The organism is Chryseobacterium cupriresistens (assembly GCF_046614675.1).
Taxonomy (GTDB): domain Bacteria; phylum Bacteroidota; class Bacteroidia; order Flavobacteriales; family Weeksellaceae; genus Chryseobacterium; species Chryseobacterium cupriresistens.
The window spans coordinates 29,013-51,008 of record NZ_JBKKJT010000008.1; the positions used below are offsets into that span (position 1 = coordinate 29,013).

The following is a 21,996-nucleotide window of genomic DNA, read 5'->3' on the forward strand; positions in this document are numbered from 1 at the left end:
GACTCTTAACTATAAACTATGGCTCATCACAATGATTTTGGAAAAATAGCAGAGAATCTCGCTGCTGATTATCTTCAGAAAAATGGCTATAAAATTAAGGCCAGAAACTTTCGTTTTAAGCAAAACGAAATTGATATCATTGCTGAAAAAGATAATCTGATTATTATCGTGGAAGTGAAAGCAAGATCCACCGATGCGTTCATCCTTCCTCAGGAAGCTGTAACCAAAACAAAGATAAAATCTATTGTTTCTGCAGCTAATCATTATCTGGAGGAATGTAATAACGATCAGGAAGCCAGGTTTGACATTATTTCTGTTCTTCCCGATGAAAACAAAAATTTAGTAATTGACCATATCAAAGATGCTTTTCAGTCTTTTGATGCGAATTAATAAATCAATACAACAATGTTTGAATGTAACAGAATCATGACATTGATAGAGGAGTGCATTCGGACATTTAACAACCAATTTTATGAAGACAATATTAATCACCGGTGCAACTTCCGGTATAGGTAAAGCCACTGCAGAGCTTCTTGCAAAGCAAGGAAACAGAATTATTATTTGTGGAAGGAGAAGTGAGGTGCTGGAGTCTGTAAAAACAGAACTTTCTCAATACACCGAAATATTTAGTTTAATATATGATGTAAGAAATCTTGAAGAAGTGGAAGCAGCCATTAATTCTCTTCCTGAGAACTGGAAAGATATTGATGTTCTGATTAATAATGCCGGCAATGCTCATGGGTTAGATCCTCTCTCTGCTGGTAAGACGGACGACTGGGATTCTATGATTGACGGAAATGTGAAGGGATTACTGTATGTTTCCAAAATGATCATTTCAACTATGAAAACTAAAAATTTAGGTCATATTGTAAATATCAGTTCTGTAGCAGCAAGACAAACCTATGTGAATGGAGTAGTGTACTGTGCAACGAAGAAAGCAGTAGACGTTATTTCGGAAGGGATGAGATTGGAGCTTACGGAATTTGGAATCAAAGTAACCAACATCCAGCCGGGCGCTGTAGAAACAGATTTCTCTCTGGTAAGATTCAAGGGAGATAGTGAAAAAGCTTCAACGGTTTATGAAGGTTATGATGCTCTGAAGGCGGAAGATATTGCTGATGCTATTGCTTACTGTGTGAACGCACCGAAACACGTTACCATTTCAGATATGACCATCTATCCAAGTGCTCAGGCTGAACCAAGAACGATTTATAGAAAATAGTCCAAAATAATGGAGTAAATTTGTAGAATATTATAAAGCGATTTTGCTTTTCGCGATTTTGCTGTTTAGCTTTAAAACAAAAAAATGAAAATTCTATATCTGGAAACATCATCGAAAAACTGTTCAGTAGCCATATCAGATAATGAGAAGTTATTGTGCCTTTGTGAAGAAGTTTCTGAAAACTATAAACAGTCTGAAAGTCTTCACACTTATGTAGAGTGGGCATTGGAAGGAGCGGGGATAGCGCTTAAAGATATCGAAGCCGTTTCTTTAGGAAAAGGTCCCGGATCTTATACCGGCCTAAGAATCGGAGCAGCCTCAGCTAAAGGGTTTTGTTATGGACTCAGGGTGCCTCTGGTAGCAGTGAATTCTCTTGAAAGCATGATAGAGCCTTTTTTAGGCGATAACTATGACTTCGTTATCCCTTTGATCGATGCAAGGAGAATGGAGGTTTATACGGCCGTTTATGACGGTAAAACAGGGGAGGAGTTATCCAATACCGAAGCCAAGATTCTGGATGAAACATCTTTTAAAGAATTTAAAGATAAAAAAGTTCTGTTTATAGGGGATGGCGCTAAAAAAGCAAAAGAGATCGTAAATCTTCCGGATGCAGTTTTTAATGAAAACGTTTATCCGTCTTCCCAATATCTGATCAGAAAAACGCTGGAGAAAATAGAAAATAAAGAATTTGAAGATATGGCTTATTTTGAGCCTTTCTATCTGAAGGACTTCCACGGAGTAAAGAAAAAGAAAAGCGAAGAATAAATCTTCGCTTTTTTATTTTATTGAGGTCTTGGCGGGATCTTGGAACCCGATTTTGTTTCGTTTGGCTGTTTAGGACTTTGCTGTGGAGCAGTATTCGTATTAATGTTCTGCATCGTATCCAGCTTCTGTACTTTTCCACTATTCATTTGTGGAACTCCCGTATTTTGGGTGTTAGGTTGTACAGGTGCTCCTGACGGTTGTTGAGGAATATTATTTCCTTTGTTGTCCGTTGCCTGGAAGCTGAGGTCACTTTTCAGATAATTCAGCATTTCTTTAGCTCTTATTCCTTCAGGTGTTTTGGAATAATTCAGGGCAATCTGTTCCAGCTGGAGAATCATAACTTCTTTTCCACTTGATTTTCCTGCATTGAACGCATTTAATAAATACAGCTTAGGAACCAGAGCATCTTTCGGAAACTTCTGAATCGTCTGATCTATAATATCTTTACTTTCCACAAATTTTTCTGATTCAAATAGCGCATATGCCTTCTTATATTCGTTTTCAACTTCTTCAGTTGATTTTACAAATGATTTATTTTTAGGATTTCTGGCAAATTCAGCGTAAGAAGTATAAGGATAATCAGCTAAGAGAATTTGTTTTGCTCTTTCAGAAGCCTGTGGATTTTTCTCATAATTCATGGCAAAAATCTCATACAATGCCTGTAACATCACTTTTTCTTCCGGTTTTACATCTACAAGATCATAAAGCGTTTTCGTAGCCAGTGGAGTATTGGTAAAATAATTCTGATACATAATTCCCAGACCTAGTGAAGCAGTGTCTCTGTCCTTTTTTAACTGAGATAATTTCCCCTGATCCGTAGGAATCTGTTCAATATAGTACGCAGGCTCAAAACGTCTTGGATTAGGCGCAGAAGTTACTCCCAACGCTTCATTTTTCATATCTTCAATAGAGGCCATTTTCTTGGAAGAACGCCAGTTATCGGCCAGGGCACGGTCTCCCCAGATCTGCTTAAATGAAGAGGTTCCTTTGCTTACCGTTCCTGAATTGCTGAAATAAAAACCTTTTGTAGTGACTCCAAAGTCTTCAAAAGAATTGCCGCTATTGGCAAAAATAGAATTGGCACTGTAATCTCCGGTATCAAAACCTTTACTTCTTTCTGCACGTCTTCTTTCCTGCTCCTCTTTCTCTTCTTTAATCTTTAATTTGGCAATATATTTTGTGAAATAATCTGTTTTCTGACTGTCATTCATCTTTGCCAGCGTAAGGATACTGTCATTCTTTTTGATCAGATAGTAGTTTTTGGAAATCTTTTTAATGTATTCAGACTGGTCTTTTAACAGTATTTTTGAAGGTTCATAAGTCATTACAGCAAGTGCAGAATCATAATAACTTCCGGCTCCGATATAATCATTCTTATCAAGATAGCTTTTTCCTATTTCATAATAAGCCAATCCACGGATCTGAGGATCAGAAACCTTTTCAAACAGTGATTTTCTGAAGAATTGCTGCGCTTCATCCTTTTTGCCTGCTTTATTGGCCATTAATCCTAAAGCGTAGTAAAATTCGTTCTTTCTGGAGCCATACATTCCCTTTTTACTGATTCCTTCCAGGTAATTTTTTGCTCCTGCATAATCACCTTTGCCGTTAAAAGTTTTGGCGATGGCAACCTGAGATTTTACTTCAAATTCGAAATCACTGGCATATTTATACGCTGCAGCATAGCTTTCTCTTGCTTTATCATTCTGATTCAGATTTTCCAGCACCTGACCTCTCAGATAAGCGATTCTGCTTTTCAGTTTTCTGTTTGTATTGAGCTCAAAAGCATTGTCAAGTTCCTTGGCAGCTTCTTCTTTCTTACCGGCATCAAGAAGAGATTCGGAATAGTAAATGCTCAGCAGTTTTGCATAACTTTTACTGATATCTTCACTTTTCAGTTTGGCAAATGTTTCATGCGCTCTGTGATAATCTTTGATTTGATCATAAGCAAGCCCCTGATAGATTCTTGCAAGTGCAATTCTCTTATCATCTTTCATACGGGTGAAGACATAATTGAGAGCATCCAGGGCCTCCAGAGATTTACCACGGTAAATTCTTGCCTGCGCAAGGATCATGTAGGCATCAAAAATCTGCTTGTTTTTCTCTTCACCATTTCTGGTTACAGAATATTTATTAATTGCTTTTAAAGCTTTAGCTTCTGCAATTTCCAGAGTAGTGGCTCCTTTATTCTCTTCTCCGTCAGGTCTTGAAGGACCGTTTCCCTGAGGTCCGCCGGGAATATTCGGAATTCCTGAATTGCCTCTTCCTGAAGGTCTGTTGGCTACTTCTGCCATCTTCATCGAATTTTCGGCAAAAGCCTCAGTCTGTCCAAGATCACTTCCTAAAGGCTGTTCTTCATAAGTCAGAATAGGAATGTAGGGAGCATAAAAGTTGTCCTTATGCCCTTTGTCTCTGGTGGTAAACTCACTGTTTAATGCATCTTTTGCATTAAATAATGTGTTATAATATGTGGAAAATCCTTTCAATACTCTTGATCGCTGCTCCGGCTTTTTGGTTTTGGTAGCACAGGAAGCAACAAGACATATGACTAAAAGGAATAATATATTCTTTTTCATTATTCAATATAACTCGCTAATCTGCTTTTTATTATCAGCAGTTTGATGATTTTGTAAAAATAATAAAATTTTATAATGAATAATATTTATATTTCTGGTAGAAATATTTTATTTCTTCTTTAATGGGAGTTTCGAACCTGATAATCTTTTAAATCAGAGAAGATTCTTTCAGTATTTTATAAACAAGATGGGTAGGGAGCCCCATAATGGTATAATAACTTCCGGTAAGACTTGTGATCTTTGCCATTCCCAGCCATTCCTGAACACCATAGCTTCCGGCTTTGTCGAAAGGCTTATAGTTCTGAATATAATAGTTTATTTCATCATCCGAAAGCTTGTCCAGAGTAACATCAGCCACATCGGTTTCAGTGATCGATTTTCCGGCGGTTTTGATGGTAATTCCCGTATACACCTGATGCGTTCTTCCTGAAAGGTTTTGAAGCATTTTAAAGGCATCCGCTTCATCTTTAGGTTTACCAAGGATCTGATTGTCGATAGCAACTACCGTATCGGCAGTCAGAAGTACTTCACCCGCTTCAAGTTTTCTAAAGGCTGAAGCTTTTAAATCAGAAAGATAAGCTGCAGCATCTTCTATTTTGATGTTTTCCGGAATAATTTCTTCACAGTCTATTTTTACAACTTCAAATTCAAAGCCTAAACTCGAAAGAAGTTCTTTTCTTCTTGGGGATTGTGATGCTAAAAGTAATTTCATACAGATACTTATACAGATTGAGTATTATCGTCATGCCAGTTCCCCTGAACTTTCATTACCTGTTCAATGACATCACGAACCGCACCGGTTCCACCTTTTTTCGGGGAAATATAATCGGAAATTCCTTTTACTTCAGGAACCGCATTTTCAGGACATGCCGCAATAGCTGAATTTTCCATAATATGAATATCCGGAAGATCATCACCCATGGTTAGTATTTCTTCGTTCTTAAGATTGTATTTCTTCTTAAAGTCTTCAAAATCAATCATTTTGTTGTGGGACTTAGGGTAGTAGTCCTGAATACCCAGATAATTGATTCTGTGCTTTACCATTTCATCATTTCCTCCCGTAATAACCCCAATTAAATAATTGTTTTTTAAAGCTTTTACTACTGCATAACCGTCCAGGACATTCATTACCCTGCACATATTTCCTCCGGGAAGCAGATATACGCTTCCGTCTGTGAAAACTCCGTCAACATCAAATACAAATGCCTTAATATCTTTTAATTTCTCTTTATAGCTCATACATTTCCTGAATAGAATGATTCATTGTTTTATAAATTTCAAGACTTTCGTCTTTTAATAATTGTTCATGCAGCTGTAAAATTCTTACATCATTTCTTACTGCGGGGCCTGTTTGTGCCATTTTAGGTTCAATTTCATGAATTTTCTGAACCGTTTCATCAATCAGCGGCAAGAAATAATCAAACGGAATTTCCTGAGAATCTGAAATTTCTTTAGCCCTTGAAAAAAGGTGATTCACAAAATTGCAGGCAAAAACAGCTGTCAGGTGAATATATTTTCTTTTCTCGTAGCTGCTTTTCATCACCCTTTCTGAAATTTTTGAAGCAAGATCGAACAGTATCTTTTGATCCTCTTCATTTCCGGCTTCTACGAAAAACGGAATTTTTTCATAGTCAAGTTCCTTGGATTTTGAAAAAGTCTGTAAAGGGTAGAAGCTGGATTTTCTATACTCACCAGCCAGAACTTCTTTGGGAAGAGATCCTGAGGTATGGGCCACCAGACAATCTTTTTTTGTAATAATTTTTGAGACTTCTTCAACAGAATGATCGCTTACACAGATGATATAAAGATCTGCTTCTCCCAGATGATCCGTAGAGTAAGGAATATTTAATTCTTCAGAGATTTTACTTAATTCTTTTTCGTTCCTCCCAAATAGCTGCGCCACAGGAATGCTTTTCAACGTGAAAGCTTTTGCCATATGATAGGCAACATTTCCGGAACCGATGATTACAATTTGCATATAACAAATATAAGATTTTAAGCTGAGCCGGGAAAGGAAGATCACTTCAGAAATCAGGGACTGTAATCTAGGCACGTTTATTGCGTAAGTGTCTCATATTATTTTTAATATTTAAAATGAAAATTGAATTTTTAATTTAACTTTCAGCTATTTTTGTAATCCAAAACAATGAAGGCATCTTATGAAGATTAAGGACGCGGAAATTATTTCGTTGATGCAAAATCCACGAACCCAGGATAAAGGGGTTCGTGCCTTGATGGATGCCTATCAAAGCAGATTGTACTGGCACATACGAAGAATTATTGTGGACGGAGATCTTGCACAGGATACTTTGCAGGAAACTTTTATTAAAGCATATCAGAATTTTCATCAGTTTAAAAATGATAGCCAGTTGTATACCTGGTTGTACAGAATCGCTACCAACGAAGCACTACAGCAGGTCAACAAAATGAAAAAAATGCAGAAAACGGATGAGGATCCGGAGTATCATATGCAGAATCTCGTCGCAGATAATACGGAAGGAGATGCTGAAGAAATACAGATTTTACTGCAGAACGCTATACAGAGCCTGCCCGAAAAGCAGAAACTGGTATTTATGATGCGGTATTATGATGATTTGCCCTACGAAGAAATATCAAAAATTGTGGATATGTCGGTAGGCACTTTGAAAACAAATTATCATTATGCCAAACAGAAAATAGAAGAGTATATTAAAGAAAATTACGAAAAATAATTTTTGACCCAACAAAGATGAAAGAGTTCGACATAGAAAAATTAGAGCGTAAAAACATTTACACAGTTCCTGATAATTTATTTCAAAATGTTCAGGAGAATGTTATGAATGATATAAAGGCAAGTAAAAAAGCACCTGTCTTTAAGCTGAACTGGATGTATGCAGCAGCAGCATCGCTGGCTTTGATCTTTGGAGCAACTTATGTTTTTAATTCAGATAATGATTCCCCTGAACAGATGCTGAACTCTAAAACAGCTTATGCTGCCAACGACGGAGCGCCGAAAACAGAAAGCGAGCTGGCTTATGAAACTTTAAAATCTGATTTAACTTCTGTTGAAAATAATGATCAAACAGTTGACAATCAAAAAAATAACAATGTCTACGCTTCTAAAAGCGTAAGCGAAACCAAAAAAACTGCAGAGACCCCTGAACCGGTGAAAACTGTAAAGAAAAAAGAAGAAACACGAATGAATGAATATCTGGACTCGTTTTCTAATTCTGAAATTGCAGAGTTAGCAAGTAATTCGACTCAGGACGTTTATTTGGATATTTATAATTAAAAGAAAATGAAAAAGATATTATTGACGTTTTTGATTATTTATGGCTTTGGATTAAATGCCCAAAGAACAGATTATGATTGGAAAAAGATGGATCCTAAACAAAGGAAAGAAGTCATCAATAATCTTTCTCCGGAAGAGAGAAAAGAACTCCTGAAGAAATTCAGGGACAATATGATCATGGATAATCTTAATGTTGATCCAGACGATAAAGCCGAATTTACACAATTGTATAACGAATATCTGGATAGCCAGAGGCAGATAAAAAGTCAGTTTAATTCGAACTTTGATCCTGAATCCTTAACGGATGACGAGGCTAAAGCAAAATTGCAGCAAAGTTTTGAATTGGGACAGAAGTTATTGGATAACAGAAAGAAATACGCAGATAAAATGCAGCAGGTAATTCCCTGCCAGAAAGTTTTGAAGCTGTTTCAATCCGAGAAAATGATGAAGGATAAAATGGACGAAAGAAGACCTCACGGAAACCATAACAATGCTTCGGGATCCAAACAGAACCCATAATAGTTTATTTTTTTAATGTTGGACGGCTCTTACAGATCTTTCTGTGAGAGCCGTTTAATTTTTTTGTAAATTCCTATTTTTGATAAGTTAAACATAAATTATGAGAAACATTTTTTTCTTTTTAATGATTTCCGCTTTTGCATCAGCACAGAAAATAGAAACCATTGATCTTTCAAAATCCATTAAAGATGGCAAAAATTCTATCAAAAGTATTACAGTGATAGATCAAAGAGGTAATCAGGAAATCGGAATGGTGATGTACCATAAGGATGAGGTGAAAGTTATTTTCGAAAATAATGCCAGCAAAGACATACAGGATTGGTTTTATAAATACAATCCATCACGAGGAAATAATGATATGGTTTTTTTGCTTGAAGATTTAAGTATTTCAGAAGATAAAAAGGAAAAGTATTCTATTGGAAAGCTTGAATTAAAGGCAAGTACATTTATTAAGAAAGAAGACGGATATCATTTTATGGATAGAGTAGACACTGTCGCAACAGTCTCATCACGTACAACACCTTATCTGGCACAAAGTCTGGCAAGAAAAGTGACTTTAATTCTTACGGATCTTTTTAAAGATTCCTATAAAGCAACCCCTTGGGAACTTAGCATTTCAGAAAATGAGTTTTCTGACTATGCCTCTGTATTAAAAGAAAAACTGAGCATTCTAAAAGCAAATGAACTTAAAGAAGGGGTTTACAAAGACTATTATAGCTTTTTTACTCACAATCCTGAACCCGGGTTTACTTTGCAGGCTAATGATAAGGGAATCATTACAAAGGCTGTAAAAGGAGATGAAAAAGCGGCAATAAGATATTTTTATGCTTTTGTCTATAAGGGCATCGCATACAAAAATATTCCTGTGGGTTACACTGAAATTTTTAAAGATGATAAAGGTGTTTTTATTGAGGTAACAAAAGCAGAATTATTTCCTGAAACGGCAACAACGGGGGTTACAATTGGCGCCGCAGCAGGAGGTCTGATTGGTGGCGTTATTGGTGCAGTGATAGATGTCAGTTTATCAGGCAAAAGAAAGAATACTGTAGGACCTAAAGTTTATCTTGATCCTTTTACTGGAAATTATGTATTACCGGAAGACTTTGGCAAAACAAAATGATATTTAAAAAGAGGAAAAATTTTCCCTCTTTTCTTATTGTTATCTGTGTTTCAGTTAAAAGAAAGAATTAAGGATGAAAAATTCTCCTGCAATTTCTTATCTTTGCAAATTACAAGATTCTTAAATGAAAAACATACGAAATTTTTGCATAATCGCTCATATCGACCATGGTAAAAGTACCCTGGCAGACCGTCTATTGGAGTACACGAATACCGTTACCCAAAGAGAATTGCAGTCTCAGACGCTGGATGATATGGATCTGGAGAAAGAACGTGGGATTACCATTAAGTCACACGCCATCCAGATGGATTATGAGTATAAAGGAGAAAAATATATTTTAAACCTTATTGATACCCCGGGACACGTTGACTTCTCTTATGAAGTATCCCGTTCTATTGCTGCCTGTGAAGGAGCTCTTCTTATTGTAGATGCTGCACAGAGTATTCAGGCACAAACCATCAGTAACCTGTATCTTGCATTGGAAAATGATTTAACGATCATTCCGATTCTGAATAAAATTGATCTTCCGTCTGCAAATCCTGAAGAAGTAACCGATGAGATCATGAACCTTATCGGATGCGAATATGAAGATGTATTGAGAGTTTCCGGTAAAACAGGAGAAGGTGTTCATAACCTTTTAGAGCAGATTGTTGAAAGAATTCCTGCACCGGTAGGAGATCCTGACGGTCCGCTGCAAGCTTTGATCTTTGACTCTGTATACAACCCGTTCAGAGGTATTGAAGCTTATTTTAAAGTAGTGAACGGAAGCATCACTAAAAATGAAAAGATCAAATTCTTCGCTACAGGAAAGGAATATGGAGCTGATGAAGTGGGTACATTAAAACTGAAGCAGGTTCCGAAGAAAACAATCCATTGCGGAGATGTAGGATATCTTGTATCCGGTATTAAAGATGCCCGTGAAGTAAAAGTAGGAGATACCATCACTTCATTTGAAAAACCTGCTGATGCACCAATTGATGGATTTGAGGAAGTAAAGCCAATGGTATTTGCCGGGATTTATCCAATCGATTCTGAAGATTTTGAAGAATTAAGATTCTCTCTTGAAAAATTAAGACTGAATGATGCTTCTCTGGTTTTCGAGCCGGAAAGTTCTGCCGCTCTTGGTTTTGGTTTCCGTTGCGGATTCTTGGGAATGCTTCATATGGAAATCGTTCAGGAACGTCTTGACAGAGAGTTCAATATGAACGTAATCACGACGGTACCGAACGTATCTTATTTTGGATATACTAAAAAAGAGCCTGAAGTTCCGATTTTGATCAACAACCCATCTGAAATGATGGATCCTTCAACGATGGACAGAGTAGAAGAACCATTCATCAAGGCGTCTATCATTACAAAATCCGATTTCGTAGGAGCAGTAATGACTTTATGTATTGAAAAGAGAGGAGAAATCGTTAACCAGAGTTATCTGACATCAGAAAGAGTAGAGTTAATTTTCAATATGCCTCTTGCTGAGGTGGTATTCGATTTCTATGACAGATTAAAATCTATCTCTAAAGGATATGCTTCATTTGATTATCATCCAATCGGATTCAGAGCTTCCAAGCTTGTAAAAATGGATATCCTGATCAATGGTGATATGGTAGATGCCTTATCTTCATTGATTCACGATTCTAATGCTTATTACATCGGTAAAAGAATGTGTGAAAAGCTTCGTGAGCTGATCCCGAGACAACAGTTTGATATTGCTGTTCAGGCTGCATTAGGTACGAAAGTAATCGCAAGAGAAACTATTAAGGCCTTGAGAAAAGACGTTACCGCAAAATGTTACGGAGGGGATATTTCCAGAAAACGTAAGTTATTGGAAAAGCAGAAAGAAGGTAAGAAGAAAATGAAGCAGATTGGTAGAGTAGAAGTACCGCAATCAGCGTTCATGGCTGTATTAAAGTTAAATGATTAATTATTAATCTATTATAAATTGAAAACCGCTTCTGATGAAGCGGTTTTTTTATGGATTATTTTTTACGCGTATATTTTATTTCCATAGTTTTATATTCCTTTCCGGTCTTGGAATCAGGGCCGTACATTTCAAGTTTTTGAGTATTATCATCCACAAAGGTGAATACTTCTCTGAAATTACAATCTTTTCCAGGTCTTGAAGGATCCGTCATTTTTCCTTTAAACTCAACCGATTTTGTGGAAGGATTCCAGTCTCCTTCGCTGTGCATGATTCCGGTTCCCATATTGTCGATCCATGTACTGACAAACTTTTTCTTTGCGTTATCATATCCCACAATACTCATTCCTTCAAAAGGCATCCCCATAAAGTCACCTTTATGATTAGTGATCTGATAACGTCCGCCAAACATCATTTTATTGGTCGCCTCAGATTTACTCATCATAGGTTTTGCTCCGTTTTCCATCCACATTGTCGTTTCACCTGTCCAGGTTCCATCAGATTTTGCAAGCATTTTCTGCATTTCTCCCGGAGTTGAGTACGCCATCCAGTCTTTCATTGCGGTTGCGGAATCTACAGGTTTCCATTCAGATGTAGAAGCTGAATCTGTTTTATCAGAACCAGTGGCAGCTGTCGTTTTTCCTTTCTCGCAAGCTATTAATAAAAAAGCTGCAGAAAGAATTGTTAATAAATTTTTCATAATAATTTAGTTTTAAGATGGTTAGAAAGATAACTTAAAGGTAAGAACTTTTATGCTAATTAAAATTTTTTTTAATACAGGCATAAATTGTAACTTTGTGTATTCATAACGCAAATCAAATTATGGAGTCTCCAAAAAAATTACAGGATATAAAAGTGGCTGTAGATGCCGTTATCTTTGGATATTTTGATAAAAAAGATCTTCAGATCCTTCTGATTAAAAGAAATATTGAACCTTTTAAAGGAGGCTGGGCACTTCCGGGAGGGCTTGTTCTTGATGATGAAAGTGTAGATGATGCGGTAAAAAGAGAATTGTATGAAGAAGCCGGTATAAAGCCCGATTTTTTGGAACAACTGTATACTTTTGGTAATCTGGGCCGCGATCCGAGAAACAGAGTGGTTTCTGTGGCTTATTTGGGGCTTGTAAACCCATCTTATCATGAACTGTTTGCCGATTCAGATGCCGATGACGCACAATGGTTTAGTATTAATAAACTTCCATCAGTAGCATTTGATCACAAAACCATTATTGAGACAGCATTAAAAAGACTTCGCACAAAAATTCAATACCAGCCGATCGGCTTCAATCTTCTCAATGAAGAATTCCCTTTTTCAGATCTTGAAAATCTTTATAAAACCATTGTCGGACAAGAAATTGACAGAAGAAACTTCCGCAAGAAAATCATGAGCTACGGACTCCTGAACGAAACCAATAATGTTAAAAAAGAAGGCAGCGGCAGACCTGGAAAACTTTTTACTTTCAATAAAGAAAAATATAAAGAGCTGGAAGAGCAGGGCTTTTATTTTGAAATCAAATAGTTTGTTTTAAACACAAATTTCACAAATGTCTTGCACAAATATTCATTAATATTTACAGGCATTTTCGGAATGCACATTATACAGTATTAAGACATTCAATAGGAAATATCTAACTCCGGATTGTATTATCGGTCTTCTGTCATTCTGACGGAGGAAGAATCTCCTAATTGATTAGGTTCTTCACACACTGTTGAACTACGTTCGCAGACCTTCAGTCTGTGTTTAGAATGACATTGATATAATAACAATTTTTAAGATCAAATTCCACCAGTTTTAGCTGAAACCTATCAAATTTGTGTCATTTGTGATTAAAATTTGTGTTATTCGTGTTTGTTAAGATTAATTTTTTATTGCTGGAAATCAATTAATTATATTTATTAGCGTAAAATTAACACAAATAAATTTGGTGTAAAAGCTGATATTCTTTTAAATTTGTGTCAAAATAACGCAATCATGAAATATACCTTACAAAATATTATAGAACGCTTTCAAAAAAAGGAAAAGATAAAATATCTCTTTTTCTGGGGACACACGGCAACAGATATTGTTACCAAATCATGTTTAAGCCAATGGTCTCCAGGAAGTTTTGAAGAAAACGGAATTACCTATAGAACAGCAGAACATTATATGATGGCTGCAAAAGCAAGATTATTTAATGATGCTGAAATGGAAAAGGAAATTTTAAAAGCCACTACTCCGAATCAGGCAAAAGCTCTCGGACGGAAAGTGAAAAACTTCGACCCGAAACTTTGGGATGAACATAAATATCAGATTGTAACTCAGGGAAATCTTTTGAAATTCTCCCAAAATCAGAAATTTAAAGACTTTCTTTTATCAACCGGAGACAAAGTTTTAGTGGAGGCAAGTCCTTATGATAGAATCTGGGGAATCGGGATGCTGGAAACAGATAACAGAGCTGAAAACCCTTTATTATGGAACGGAGAAAACCTTTTAGGATTTGCCTTGATGGAAGTAAGAGATGAATTAAGAAGATAAAAACACAAACCAGACACAAAATAGTAATGATGGAAAAAATAGAACTGCACCCGGACATATTTCTCATTGAAGATTTTCTAACCGAAACTGAATGCGATCAATATATCGCTCTTGCCCAGGACAAAGTATTTGAAGAAGCAAAAATCAATGTATTCGGACGCCAGCAGATGAATAAAGGAATCAGAAATAATGACCGACTGATGATTTTTGATACTGCAATTGCTGAAGAGCTTTTTAATAAGGCTGTAGAGTTTCTGCCTCAGGAATGTGGTGGATATCAACTTTTTAACTTTAATGAAATGCTCAGGGTTTATAAATATGCTCCCGGACAGCAGTTCAAAATGCACAGAGATGGAAGTTATATCCGAAATGAAAAGGAGAAAAGTTTCTACACTTTTATGATCTATCTGAATGATGATTTTGAAGGAGGAGAAACAGAATTTGAAAACCTGTTTACAGTAGCTCCGAAGAAAGGAACCGCTCTTGTTTTTCACCACCCTTTAAGACACGAAGGAAAAACACTGATCAGTGGCTTGAAATATGTTTTGAGAACAGATATAATGTATTCAATAGTATAAGTCAACAGGATCGGAGAAAGGCATTGCTATGTCTTGTTTAATTAGCGTAATTTTAACACAAATAAAAATATTTGATCATGGAAGATGAATTAAAACCCAGATTTATCGAATCATTACAAAGAAATAATGATCAGATCAGAGAAGACCGTGCAAAAATCATCGGAGCAGATTCCGAACTGATTTACAGGCGCAGAGTGGAAGATATCGAATTAAAAATTAAAAGACTCGAGCGCGAACAGGAAGGGCTTATTGATATCAGTCCTTTAGACAGAAACAGTCTGACTTTTGCGGATTTCAATCCCGAAGCATTCGTTCAGAAAGACATGGAATTATCATTAACAATCAGAAATCTGAATATTCAGCTCGAAGTTACCCAAAAGAGATTTGAATATTTATTTGGAAAAAAATTATAGTCATGGGAAGTACAAGATATGATTTAGAAGCTCGTTATGACAGAGCAAGAAAAGCAGGTTACGGAACAAAATCCGCAGGGGAAATTTTCACTCAGAATGCCAAAAGAATAGCTCATGAATCGATGAATCCACATGGAATTTCTTTCAGGGAATCCCGGGATTCGGAAGTCCACCCCAATTCAGTTCCCATTATTTTAGGATTAGATGTTACCGGAAGTATGGGACATATTCCTCATGAGTTGATCAGAGATGGATTACCGAAACTCATGGGCGGAATCATCCAGGGAGGCGTTCCTGATCCGGCCTTACTATTCCTTGGAATCGGAGATCATGAATGTGATGGTTATCCGCTACAGGTGGGACAGTTCGAATCAGGAGATGCAGAACTGGATATGTGGCTTACCCGAACCTATATTGAATCCGGAGGAGGTGGGAATGCAGGTGAAAGTTATCTTTTAGCGTGGTATTTTGCAGCATTTCACACAAGAACAGATGCCTTTGAAAAGAGAAAACAAAAAGGACTGCTGTTTACCGTAGGTGATGAACCTTGTTTAAAAACACTTCCTGCTTCCGCCATCAGGGAAATTATGGGAAAAGGGCAGCAAACCTATACTCATTTTGAACTGCTGGAAGAAGCACAGAAAAAATACGAAGTATACCACATCAGTGTTTTGCATTCGGATCAGGCACTGAGAGCAGACAGAGGCTGGAAAGAATTATTAGGACAAAACTGTATTTCCATAGCAGATCACAGGAACATTCCGGATGTTATAAAAAACATTATCTGTGATAAATTTAAAGACCAAACCTTTGGGACACCAGGAACAGGAGGGTTGGATCAGTTTCAAATGCTTTAGAATTTCTGAATACCAGTAGTAAATTGATAAAGCGGTCATTAAGGTTTAAAAAAATAAAAAGAGATGAAAAAGGCGCAAATCGTAATAGGACTTGGTTTTGGTGATGAAGGAAAAGGAATTACCACAGATTTTCTGGCTTCTCAGAATCCGGAAGCTGTTGTGATCAGATTTTCAGGAGGACAGCAGGCTGCCCATACCGTAATGATGAATGAAAGAAAACATGTGCATTCCAGTTTTGCAAGCGGTGCACTTCGTGGTCTGCCTTCTTACTTTACCGAGCATTGTACCATTCATCCGGTTTTTCTACTCAATGAAAGAGAAGAGTTAAAAGCAAAGAACGGAAACATTGAGCTGCATATCCATCCATTGGCAAAGCTGACAACTCCTTTCGATGTATGGCAGAACAGAACAAATGCCCGTAATCTGGAACACGGAACCTGCGGAAAAGGAGTGGGAGCCACGATGAAAAGACACGAAAGCCCTTATAAACTATTTGCTGCAGACCTGGTTGCGCCCAGAGAGATGCTGATGGAAAAGCTGAAAGGAATTGCCTATTATTATGGCTTTATAGATAAAAACGAAATTAGTGAACTTTTACAGCCTTTTTTAGATGCTATTGACAGTATGGATTGGAAAATAAGTGACTATAACTATCTGGCTAGCTTCGATCACCTTATTTTTGAAGGAAGTCAGGGTATTTTACTCGATATGGATCACGGCGTTTTTCCCAATGTGACCTATGCCCATACCACTTCAAAAAATGCCTTTGAGATCTGTAGGCTTTTAAAAATTGAAGACGTTGAAATGTATTATGTCACCAGAAGCTATTCTACCCGTCACGGAAATGGCTGGATGAGCAATGAAAAAGTAATGGATCTGAAAAACAATGAAGAAGAAATCTGTATATTCAATGAATATCAAAAGGAGCTAAGAACCGGAGAAATAGATTACAAACTGCTGAATTATGCCTTAAAACTGGATGGAGCTTATGCATTTCCGGTTAAAAAAAATCTTGTCATTACTTGTCTGGATCAGATTGATGAGGAATTTAAAGTAGAAAATCTTGATGAGGAATTTGATGTTGTCTATGGATCCTATTCTCCTTATTCTAAAGATTTTAAACGGATTTTTTAAATTCAGCAGTTAAAAATGTTAATTTTATTTGGAGAGGAGGAAATGATAGAGAATAAAAGTAAATAACCATGAAAACGATACAATATTTAAAAGGGGATGCTACGGTCCCACAGGCCAAAGGAATAAAGATCATCGCCCACATCTGCAATGATATCGGAGGTTGGGGAAAAGGTTTTGTACTGGCAGTTTCCAAAAGATGGGAAGAGCCGGAAAAAGAATATAGAAACTGGCACCGTTTCAGAAGTAAAAATAATTTTGCTTTAGGAGAAATTCAATTGGTTCAGGTTGAAAAATACATTTTTGTAGCCAATATAATCGGGCAAAAAGGAATAAAAACCGGAAGTAATGGTGTCCCTGTTCGGTATGATGCCATTGAAAAAGCTCTGGAAAAACTTTCCAACGAAGCTTTGCTGCTGAACGCAAGCGTTCACATGCCAAGAATCGGATGTGGACTGGCAGGAGGAAAATGGGAAGAAATTGAACCTATTATCGAAAGAACATTGCTTGTAAAGAATGTGGAGGTATATGTGTATGATTTTTAATAAATTAACCAACAATGAGAGAATTTGAAATAAGAGCAGATTATAAAAATGACACGCTGATTGTCTATCAGGCCTATAATAAAGCAATTGCAAAATCAGCCGTAGAGAATCAGAAATTTACAGCTCCTTTTTCATTCAACAGGATGACCTGGATAAAGCCTTCTTTTCTCTGGATGATGGAGCGCAGCAACTATGGACAGAAACCCAATCAGGAATGTACCCTGGCCATACATATTAAAAGAGAAGCCTGGGAGAAAGCTTTAAGCAAAGCAATTCTTACTTCACCTGAAAAAAGGGTTTATCCCGATCCCCGAAAATGGGAAAAAGATTTTGAAAATGCCGGAATATATGTGCAGTGGGATCCTGAAAGGAATATTAAAGGAGCAAAACTGAATTACCGTTCCATTCAGGTAGGAATCAGCCGCTCATTGATTAAAGAGTTCAATGAAGAATGGATTGTAAAAATAGAGGATTATTCTCCTTTGGTTAAGAAGATTCTGAATCTTACCAGGTCGGGAGAATTTGATAAGGCAAAAAAACTGCTGCCGGTAGAAAAAAACTATCCTCTGTCAAAAGAACTGGCTTACAGAATTGGAGCCACAGTATAACCAAATAAACGAACGTCATGAAAACAACAACATTATACAGACCGGTAGGAGAAAAAGAAATGATATTGATTATGGAAAGCGGATTTAAAAAATTTCCTCCAAGACTGGAATGGCAGCCCATTTTTTACCCCGTTCTTAATGAAGAATATGCTTCAGAGATTGCGGAAAAATGGAACACCAGAGACGAAGCTGGAAACTATCTTGGTTTTGTAACCCGGTTTGAGGTGTTGGAAAAAGTGACGGATCAATATCCTGCACAGAATGTTGGGGCTAGAAATCACAATGAATTATGGGTTCCTTCTGAGGATCTTAACAGCTTTAATAAGGCAATTGTAGGAGATATCAAAGTAATCAAAGTCTTTATAGGAGATGACTTTAAGAAGGCTGCAAGTGCTGAGTTGGAAGATTTGATGATCAACATAAAAAAACTAACGATGACTAATAAAGGAATGGCAAAAGATACTTTGGATATCTTAGCTAAAAAATATTATATTAACGAACATAACGAAAAAATAAATATAGAAAACGAGCTGGAAATCAGTAAAAAAGAAACCTCTCTTTTCACTCCGGAACAGCTTTCTGAAATGAAAGAATCTCCGTTGCCGGAAATCAGTTTTGAAACAAAAATTGAAACCTGGAAGTGCAGTTCTTTAAAAGCAATTTTACAATTAGCCGAAGAAGAAAATCAGGAAAAGATTATGTGTCTCAATTTTGCATCAGCAAAAAATCCGGGTGGAGGATTTATCAATGGAGCAGAAGCACAGGAAGAAAGTCTGGCAAGAACTTCCGGACTGTATGAAAGCTTACTTCAGGCATTTGATTATTACACAATTCATCGTGCAATGGAATCCTGTTTTTATACGGATACAATGATTTACAGTCCTAAAGTTCCTGTTTTCAGGAAAGATAAGGGAGAGTTGCTTCCTAAGCCTGTTCTGTGTAATTTCATCACGTCTCCGGCAGTCAATGCAGGCGTGGTAAAACGTCAGGAACCGGAAAGAGCACATGAAATTCTTGATGCAATGGATCTTAGAATGGATAAAATGCTTTCACTGGCTTTACAACAAGGAAATGAAGTGTTAATCTTGGGTGCATGGGGCTGTGGAGTTTTCAAAAATGATCCAAAAGAAATTGCAGGATTATTTAAAAAACATCTTCAGGGAAAATATAAAAATAAATTTAAAAGAGTGGTTTTCGCAGTGCTTACCAAGAAAGAAGAAATGTTGAAACCATTTGAAGAAATACAATGAAAATTGAATTAATAAAAGGGGATATCACAAAAATCAAGGCCGATGCTATTGTCAACGCAGCCAATTCTTCCTTACTTGGTGGAGGAGGAGTTGATGGTGCCATTCATCGGGCAGGAGGTTCTAAGATATTGGAAGAATGCAGGGCAATCAGAAACAGGCAAGGAAAGTGTAATACTGGCGAAGCTGTCGTAACTACTGCCGGAAATCTTTCGACAAAGTATGTTATTCATACGGTAGGCCCGGTTTGGAATGGTCATGCTGAGAAAGAATCAAAACTTCTTGCAAACTGCTATCATAATTCTTTGAAATTAGCGGAAGCCTTGGTGTGAAAACCATTGCTTTTCCTAATATTAGTACAGGAGTCTATAGATTTCCAAAAGAACTGGCAGGAAAAATTGCGGTAGATGAAGTCAGAAAATTTCATTCAGATAGTTTTGAGAAAGTTATTTTTGTCTGTTTTGATGATGAAAATGAAAAGATTTATAAAGACCTTTTACAACTGTGAAAAAAAATAATTTCAGATTCGTAGATCAACCTGAAGATCCTAACGTGGGATTGGCAAATGAAGAAATTGCTTTTCTTCAGAAAGAATTGAATCTGCGGTTTCCTGAAAATTATATTTATTATCTTCAACATGCTGGAAAAGAATCAAATGTTTTCCCTGTGGAAAATGATATTGTAAAGCTGAAAAAATACCAAAATCAATTGAAAGATGCTTTGAAGCAAAGAGGCTTACTGAGCACCGAAAGTCTTTTTTGTTTTCAGTATAATATAGAGTATGAACCTCTGGTGGGACAGGATTTTGAAACCTTTTATTTTTTCAATTTATCACATCCTGAATCTCCCGATCTGTATATTTTTGGAGACTTTATGACCAATTTTGATTGGCGAGGATATGATAAAGAGCTTACAAATAAAGAAAATTTTGTAGATTTTATCAATTATAAAACGAAAGATAAATTTGGACCAAAGCGACTTAAAAGAATAGGAAATACCCTTTTAGGGATTCTGGTAGCTCCTTTTATTATAATCGTGCTTATTATTGTTGCGGGCCAAGTTTTAATAGAAAAAATTAAAAACCAATGAAAAAACTAACCATATTAAGCGGTGCAGGAATCAGTGCCGAAAGCGGAATAAAAACCTTCAGAGACGGAGACGGTCTCTGGGAAAATCATAATGTAACGGATGTGGCAAGTCCGGAAGGCTGGAAAAAGGACAGAGCTTTGGTTCTGGAATTTTACAACCAGAGAAGACGCCAGCTGCATGAAGTACAGCCCAACGAAGCTCATCGCTTACTGGCAGAGCTGGAAAAATATTTTGATGTTCAGATCATTACCCAGAATATTGATGACCTTCACGAAAGAGCAGGATCTACTAAGATTCTTCATATTCATGGAGAATTGTTCAAGTCATGTTCGAGTAATAATAAAAGCCTGATTTATGAACAAAAAGATGATATTAAAATTGGTGATAAAGCTGAAGATGGGGCACAATTAAGACCATTTATCGTTTGGTTTGGAGAAGATGTCCCTTTGTATCAAACGGCAAGAGAAATCGTAAAAGAATCGGATATTCTGCTGGTTATCGGGACTTCTTTGCAGGTATATCCCGCAGCAGGACTGATTCATGATATCAAAGACGATTGTCTTTTAATTGTCATCAATCCTAATGAAACGGGATTCGGATACGGACAGAGAGCTGTAGTAATGAAGGAAACAGCCACTCAGGGAATGAAAATATTATTTGATAAATTAGTCAATTTAGCTTGATGGAAAATAAGGTAAAAGCTGGAATTATGGGTGTTTGCATAGGTGACGCTCTTGGCGTTCCTGTAGAATTCAAAAAAAGAGAAGATTTAAAACGTTTTCCGGTAACGAAAATGCTGGAGTATATGTCATGGAACCAACCCAAAGGAACCTGGAGTGATGACAGCTCTCTTACACTTTGCCTTGCTGATGAACTTTCCAAAAGATATGATCTGGAAAAAATCGGACAGAGTTTCGTAAAATGGAATAAATACGGTCACTGGACTGCCCATGGAAGGCTTTTTGACATTGGAGGAACGACAAGACATTCTCTGGCGAGATTAATCAAAGGTGAGAGTGCACGATTTTCAGGAAATATTTTTGAAGAAGATAACGGGAATGGTTCTCTGATGAGAATTCTTCCCCTCGCTTTCTATCTTGAGAAGGAAAATGATATTCAGAAACTCTATCTGACGGTAAAAGAGGTTTCTGCAATAACTCACGGCCATTTCCGTTCTGTTTTTGCCTGTTTCATCTATGTCATTTTTGCCATTCAACTGTTGAAAGGAAAGAATAAAAAAGAAGCATATGAGCAAACACAGAATATCACTTTAAAATATGCTGAAGAACAAGGATTTAATCCTAATGAAATTGAACTTTTCAGAAGGATCTTAAAAAATGATATTTCCAAATATCCTGAAGATGAAATTAAGAGCGGCGGCTATGTTCTTCACAGCCTGGAAGCCTCTCTATGGTGTTTTTTAAACTCAGAAACCTATTCTGAAGCTGTTTTGAAGGCTGTCAACCTCGGGGAAGATACCGATACAACGGGAGCTATCACAGGAGGAATTGCCGGAATTTATTATGGATATGAAAATATTCCACAAGAATGGATTTCTGAGCTGGTGAGAAAGGATGATATTGAAGCATTATGTGAGAAATTACACCAAAAATTAATGAACTAAAA

The 21,996-nt window shown here is 36.8% G+C and carries 25 protein-coding genes and 1 pseudogene; 21 read left to right on the plus strand and 5 right to left on the minus strand.

Annotation, left to right across the window (positions count from 1 at the left end; genetic code table 11):
• Nucleotides 1-18: 18 nt before the first annotated feature.
• From ACLI50_RS18465 to tsaB, 3 genes are all read left to right on the plus strand, one after another.
• Nucleotides 19-390 (plus strand): YraN family protein, encoded by a 372-nt coding sequence (locus ACLI50_RS18465; protein WP_202842168.1) that lies wholly within the window; start codon nucleotides 19-21, stop codon nucleotides 388-390.
• Between the two features lie 82 nt (nucleotides 391-472).
• A complete protein-coding gene (locus tag ACLI50_RS18470) occupies nucleotides 473-1,222 on the plus strand; it encodes an SDR family NAD(P)-dependent oxidoreductase (RefSeq protein ID WP_411414389.1) in 750 nt (249 codons plus the stop codon).
• 84 nt (nucleotides 1,223-1,306) lie between these two features.
• A complete protein-coding gene (gene tsaB / locus ACLI50_RS18475) occupies nucleotides 1,307-1,987 on the plus strand; it encodes a tRNA (adenosine(37)-N6)-threonylcarbamoyltransferase complex dimerization subunit type 1 TsaB (protein WP_202842172.1) in 681 nt (226 codons plus the stop codon).
• Between the two features lie 17 nt (nucleotides 1,988-2,004).
• Here the strand turns inward: tsaB and porW are convergent, their stop codons facing one another.
• The 4 genes from porW to ACLI50_RS18495 form a co-directional block, all read right to left on the minus strand.
• A complete protein-coding gene (gene porW, locus ACLI50_RS18480) occupies nucleotides 2,005-4,560 on the minus strand; it encodes a type IX secretion system periplasmic lipoprotein PorW/SprE (RefSeq protein WP_343643423.1) in 2,556 nt (851 codons plus the stop codon).
• A 148-nt stretch (nucleotides 4,561-4,708) separates the two neighbouring features.
• Nucleotides 4,709-5,272, minus strand: a complete 564-nt coding sequence (locus tag ACLI50_RS18485) for a Maf family protein (protein ID WP_202842176.1) — start codon at nucleotides 5,270-5,272, stop codon at nucleotides 4,709-4,711.
• An 8-nt stretch (nucleotides 5,273-5,280) separates the two neighbouring features.
• On the minus strand, nucleotides 5,281-5,799 hold the full coding sequence (locus ACLI50_RS18490) for a KdsC family phosphatase (RefSeq protein ID WP_202842178.1): 519 nt from the start codon (nucleotides 5,797-5,799) through the stop codon (nucleotides 5,281-5,283).
• The gene (locus tag ACLI50_RS18495) at nucleotides 5,789-6,538 is read right to left on the minus strand and encodes a Rossmann-like and DUF2520 domain-containing protein (RefSeq protein ID WP_411414390.1); all 750 of its coding nucleotides are present in this window, start codon (nucleotides 6,536-6,538) and stop codon (nucleotides 5,789-5,791) included. Before ACLI50_RS18495 ends, ACLI50_RS18490 begins: the two co-directional genes overlap by 11 nt.
• A 181-nt stretch (nucleotides 6,539-6,719) precedes the next feature.
• Between ACLI50_RS18495 and ACLI50_RS18500 the strand changes: the two genes are divergently transcribed.
• The 5 genes from ACLI50_RS18500 (at nucleotide 6,720) to lepA (ending at nucleotide 11,391) form a co-directional block, all read left to right on the plus strand.
• A complete protein-coding gene (locus ACLI50_RS18500; protein WP_110008945.1) occupies nucleotides 6,720-7,271 on the plus strand; it encodes an RNA polymerase sigma factor in 552 nt (183 codons plus the stop codon).
• 17 nt (nucleotides 7,272-7,288) lie between these two features.
• A complete protein-coding gene (locus ACLI50_RS18505) occupies nucleotides 7,289-7,831 on the plus strand; it encodes a hypothetical protein (protein ID WP_411414391.1) in 543 nt (180 codons plus the stop codon).
• A 6-nt stretch (nucleotides 7,832-7,837) separates the two neighbouring features.
• Nucleotides 7,838-8,350 carry a hypothetical protein gene (locus ACLI50_RS18510; protein WP_202842184.1) on the plus strand — a complete coding sequence of 171 codons (513 nt, stop codon included), beginning with the start codon at nucleotides 7,838-7,840 and terminating at the stop codon, nucleotides 8,348-8,350.
• A gap of 100 nt (nucleotides 8,351-8,450) precedes the next feature.
• A complete protein-coding gene (locus tag ACLI50_RS18515; protein WP_411414392.1) occupies nucleotides 8,451-9,470 on the plus strand; it encodes a hypothetical protein in 1,020 nt (339 codons plus the stop codon).
• 124 nt (nucleotides 9,471-9,594) lie between these two features.
• The gene (lepA, locus tag ACLI50_RS18520; RefSeq protein WP_062672783.1) at nucleotides 9,595-11,391 is read left to right on the plus strand and encodes a translation elongation factor 4; all 1,797 of its coding nucleotides are present in this window, start codon (nucleotides 9,595-9,597) and stop codon (nucleotides 11,389-11,391) included.
• 55 nt (nucleotides 11,392-11,446) lie between these two features.
• Here lepA and ACLI50_RS18525 read toward each other — a convergent pair whose 3' ends face one another.
• On the minus strand, nucleotides 11,447-12,088 hold the full coding sequence (locus ACLI50_RS18525) for a DUF1579 domain-containing protein (protein WP_411414393.1): 642 nt from the start codon (nucleotides 12,086-12,088) through the stop codon (nucleotides 11,447-11,449).
• A gap of 122 nt (nucleotides 12,089-12,210) precedes the next feature.
• On the opposite strand from ACLI50_RS18525, the gene ACLI50_RS18530 reads away from it, so the two are divergent.
• From ACLI50_RS18530 to ACLI50_RS18590, 13 genes and pseudogenes are all read left to right on the plus strand, one after another.
• On the plus strand, nucleotides 12,211-12,906 hold the full coding sequence (locus ACLI50_RS18530; protein WP_110008940.1) for an NUDIX hydrolase: 696 nt from the start codon (nucleotides 12,211-12,213) through the stop codon (nucleotides 12,904-12,906).
• Nucleotides 12,907-13,359: 453 nt separating this feature from the next.
• On the plus strand, nucleotides 13,360-13,902 hold the full coding sequence (gene ybiA, locus ACLI50_RS18535; RefSeq protein WP_411414394.1) for a riboflavin biosynthesis intermediates N-glycosidase: 543 nt from the start codon (nucleotides 13,360-13,362) through the stop codon (nucleotides 13,900-13,902).
• Nucleotides 13,903-13,928: 26 nt separating this feature from the next.
• Nucleotides 13,929-14,480 (plus strand): prolyl hydroxylase family protein, encoded by a 552-nt coding sequence (locus tag ACLI50_RS18540; RefSeq protein ID WP_343642659.1) that lies wholly within the window; start codon nucleotides 13,929-13,931, stop codon nucleotides 14,478-14,480.
• A 77-nt stretch (nucleotides 14,481-14,557) separates the two neighbouring features.
• Nucleotides 14,558-14,893 carry a hypothetical protein gene (locus ACLI50_RS18545; RefSeq protein WP_120232302.1) on the plus strand — a complete coding sequence of 112 codons (336 nt, stop codon included), beginning with the start codon at nucleotides 14,558-14,560 and terminating at the stop codon, nucleotides 14,891-14,893.
• Nucleotides 14,894-14,895: 2 nt separating this feature from the next.
• A complete protein-coding gene (locus ACLI50_RS18550) occupies nucleotides 14,896-15,750 on the plus strand; it encodes a hypothetical protein (protein WP_343642655.1) in 855 nt (284 codons plus the stop codon).
• 63 nt (nucleotides 15,751-15,813) lie between these two features.
• Entirely contained in the window at nucleotides 15,814-16,884 is a 1,071-nt protein-coding gene (locus ACLI50_RS18555) for an adenylosuccinate synthetase (RefSeq protein WP_411414395.1), read from the plus strand.
• A gap of 68 nt (nucleotides 16,885-16,952) precedes the next feature.
• Complete coding sequence (locus ACLI50_RS18560) at nucleotides 16,953-17,426, plus strand: macro domain-containing protein (protein WP_062672771.1); 474 nt, start codon at nucleotides 16,953-16,955, stop codon at nucleotides 17,424-17,426.
• Nucleotides 17,427-17,440: 14 nt separating this feature from the next.
• The gene (locus tag ACLI50_RS18565; RefSeq protein ID WP_411414396.1) at nucleotides 17,441-18,034 is read left to right on the plus strand and encodes a DUF4291 domain-containing protein; all 594 of its coding nucleotides are present in this window, start codon (nucleotides 17,441-17,443) and stop codon (nucleotides 18,032-18,034) included.
• Nucleotides 18,035-18,051: 17 nt separating this feature from the next.
• Nucleotides 18,052-19,284, plus strand: a complete 1,233-nt coding sequence (locus tag ACLI50_RS18570; protein WP_411414397.1) for a TIGR02452 family protein — start codon at nucleotides 18,052-18,054, stop codon at nucleotides 19,282-19,284.
• Nucleotides 19,281-19,789, plus strand: a pseudogene (locus tag ACLI50_RS18575) (O-acetyl-ADP-ribose deacetylase). The gene ACLI50_RS18570 and the pseudogene ACLI50_RS18575 overlap by 4 nt, the downstream one beginning before the upstream one ends.
• Complete coding sequence (locus ACLI50_RS18580; protein ID WP_202842219.1) at nucleotides 19,786-20,370, plus strand: hypothetical protein; 585 nt, start codon at nucleotides 19,786-19,788, stop codon at nucleotides 20,368-20,370. The pseudogene ACLI50_RS18575 and the gene ACLI50_RS18580 overlap by 4 nt, the downstream one beginning before the upstream one ends.
• The gene (locus ACLI50_RS18585; protein ID WP_202842221.1) at nucleotides 20,367-21,053 is read left to right on the plus strand and encodes an SIR2 family NAD-dependent protein deacylase; all 687 of its coding nucleotides are present in this window, start codon (nucleotides 20,367-20,369) and stop codon (nucleotides 21,051-21,053) included. The genes ACLI50_RS18580 and ACLI50_RS18585 overlap by 4 nt, the downstream gene beginning before the upstream one ends.
• Complete coding sequence (locus ACLI50_RS18590) at nucleotides 21,053-21,994, plus strand: ADP-ribosylglycohydrolase family protein (protein ID WP_411414398.1); 942 nt, start codon at nucleotides 21,053-21,055, stop codon at nucleotides 21,992-21,994. The genes ACLI50_RS18585 and ACLI50_RS18590 overlap by 1 nt, the downstream gene beginning before the upstream one ends.
• The last annotated feature ends 2 nt before the right edge of the window (nucleotides 21,995-21,996 follow it).

What these genes read in the sequence shown, in the direction of transcription:
- ACLI50_RS18465 (WP_202842168.1), top strand. Translation starts at nt 19, where the DNA reads ATGGCTCATCACAATGATTTTGGAAAAATAGCAGAGAATCTCGCTGCT.
- ACLI50_RS18470 (WP_411414389.1), top strand. Translation starts at nt 473, where the DNA reads ATGAAGACAATATTAATCACCGGTGCAACTTCCGGTATAGGTAAAGCC.
- tsaB (WP_202842172.1), top strand. Translation starts at nt 1,307, where the DNA reads ATGAAAATTCTATATCTGGAAACATCATCGAAAAACTGTTCAGTAGCC.
- porW (WP_343643423.1), bottom strand. Translation starts at nt 4,560, where the DNA reads ATGAAAAAGAATATATTATTCCTTTTAGTCATATGTCTTGTTGCTTCC.
- ACLI50_RS18485 (WP_202842176.1), bottom strand. Translation starts at nt 5,272, where the DNA reads ATGAAATTACTTTTAGCATCACAATCCCCAAGAAGAAAAGAACTTCTT.
- ACLI50_RS18490 (WP_202842178.1), bottom strand. Translation starts at nt 5,799, where the DNA reads ATGAGCTATAAAGAGAAATTAAAAGATATTAAGGCATTTGTATTTGAT.
- ACLI50_RS18495 (WP_411414390.1), bottom strand. Translation starts at nt 6,538, where the DNA reads ATGCAAATTGTAATCATCGGTTCCGGAAATGTTGCCTATCATATGGCA.
- ACLI50_RS18500 (WP_110008945.1), top strand. Translation starts at nt 6,720, where the DNA reads ATGAAGATTAAGGACGCGGAAATTATTTCGTTGATGCAAAATCCACGA.
- ACLI50_RS18505 (WP_411414391.1), top strand. Translation starts at nt 7,289, where the DNA reads ATGAAAGAGTTCGACATAGAAAAATTAGAGCGTAAAAACATTTACACA.
- ACLI50_RS18510 (WP_202842184.1), top strand. Translation starts at nt 7,838, where the DNA reads ATGAAAAAGATATTATTGACGTTTTTGATTATTTATGGCTTTGGATTA.
- ACLI50_RS18515 (WP_411414392.1), top strand. Translation starts at nt 8,451, where the DNA reads ATGAGAAACATTTTTTTCTTTTTAATGATTTCCGCTTTTGCATCAGCA.
- lepA (WP_062672783.1), top strand. Translation starts at nt 9,595, where the DNA reads ATGAAAAACATACGAAATTTTTGCATAATCGCTCATATCGACCATGGT.
- ACLI50_RS18525 (WP_411414393.1), bottom strand. Translation starts at nt 12,088, where the DNA reads ATGAAAAATTTATTAACAATTCTTTCTGCAGCTTTTTTATTAATAGCT.
- ACLI50_RS18530 (WP_110008940.1), top strand. Translation starts at nt 12,211, where the DNA reads ATGGAGTCTCCAAAAAAATTACAGGATATAAAAGTGGCTGTAGATGCC.
- ybiA (WP_411414394.1), top strand. Translation starts at nt 13,360, where the DNA reads ATGAAATATACCTTACAAAATATTATAGAACGCTTTCAAAAAAAGGAA.
- ACLI50_RS18540 (WP_343642659.1), top strand. Translation starts at nt 13,929, where the DNA reads ATGATGGAAAAAATAGAACTGCACCCGGACATATTTCTCATTGAAGAT.
- ACLI50_RS18545 (WP_120232302.1), top strand. Translation starts at nt 14,558, where the DNA reads ATGGAAGATGAATTAAAACCCAGATTTATCGAATCATTACAAAGAAAT.
- ACLI50_RS18550 (WP_343642655.1), top strand. Translation starts at nt 14,896, where the DNA reads ATGGGAAGTACAAGATATGATTTAGAAGCTCGTTATGACAGAGCAAGA.
- ACLI50_RS18555 (WP_411414395.1), top strand. Translation starts at nt 15,814, where the DNA reads ATGAAAAAGGCGCAAATCGTAATAGGACTTGGTTTTGGTGATGAAGGA.
- ACLI50_RS18560 (WP_062672771.1), top strand. Translation starts at nt 16,953, where the DNA reads ATGAAAACGATACAATATTTAAAAGGGGATGCTACGGTCCCACAGGCC.
- ACLI50_RS18565 (WP_411414396.1), top strand. Translation starts at nt 17,441, where the DNA reads ATGAGAGAATTTGAAATAAGAGCAGATTATAAAAATGACACGCTGATT.
- ACLI50_RS18570 (WP_411414397.1), top strand. Translation starts at nt 18,052, where the DNA reads ATGAAAACAACAACATTATACAGACCGGTAGGAGAAAAAGAAATGATA.
- ACLI50_RS18585 (WP_202842221.1), top strand. Translation starts at nt 20,367, where the DNA reads ATGAAAAAACTAACCATATTAAGCGGTGCAGGAATCAGTGCCGAAAGC.
- ACLI50_RS18590 (WP_411414398.1), top strand. Translation starts at nt 21,053, where the DNA reads ATGGAAAATAAGGTAAAAGCTGGAATTATGGGTGTTTGCATAGGTGAC.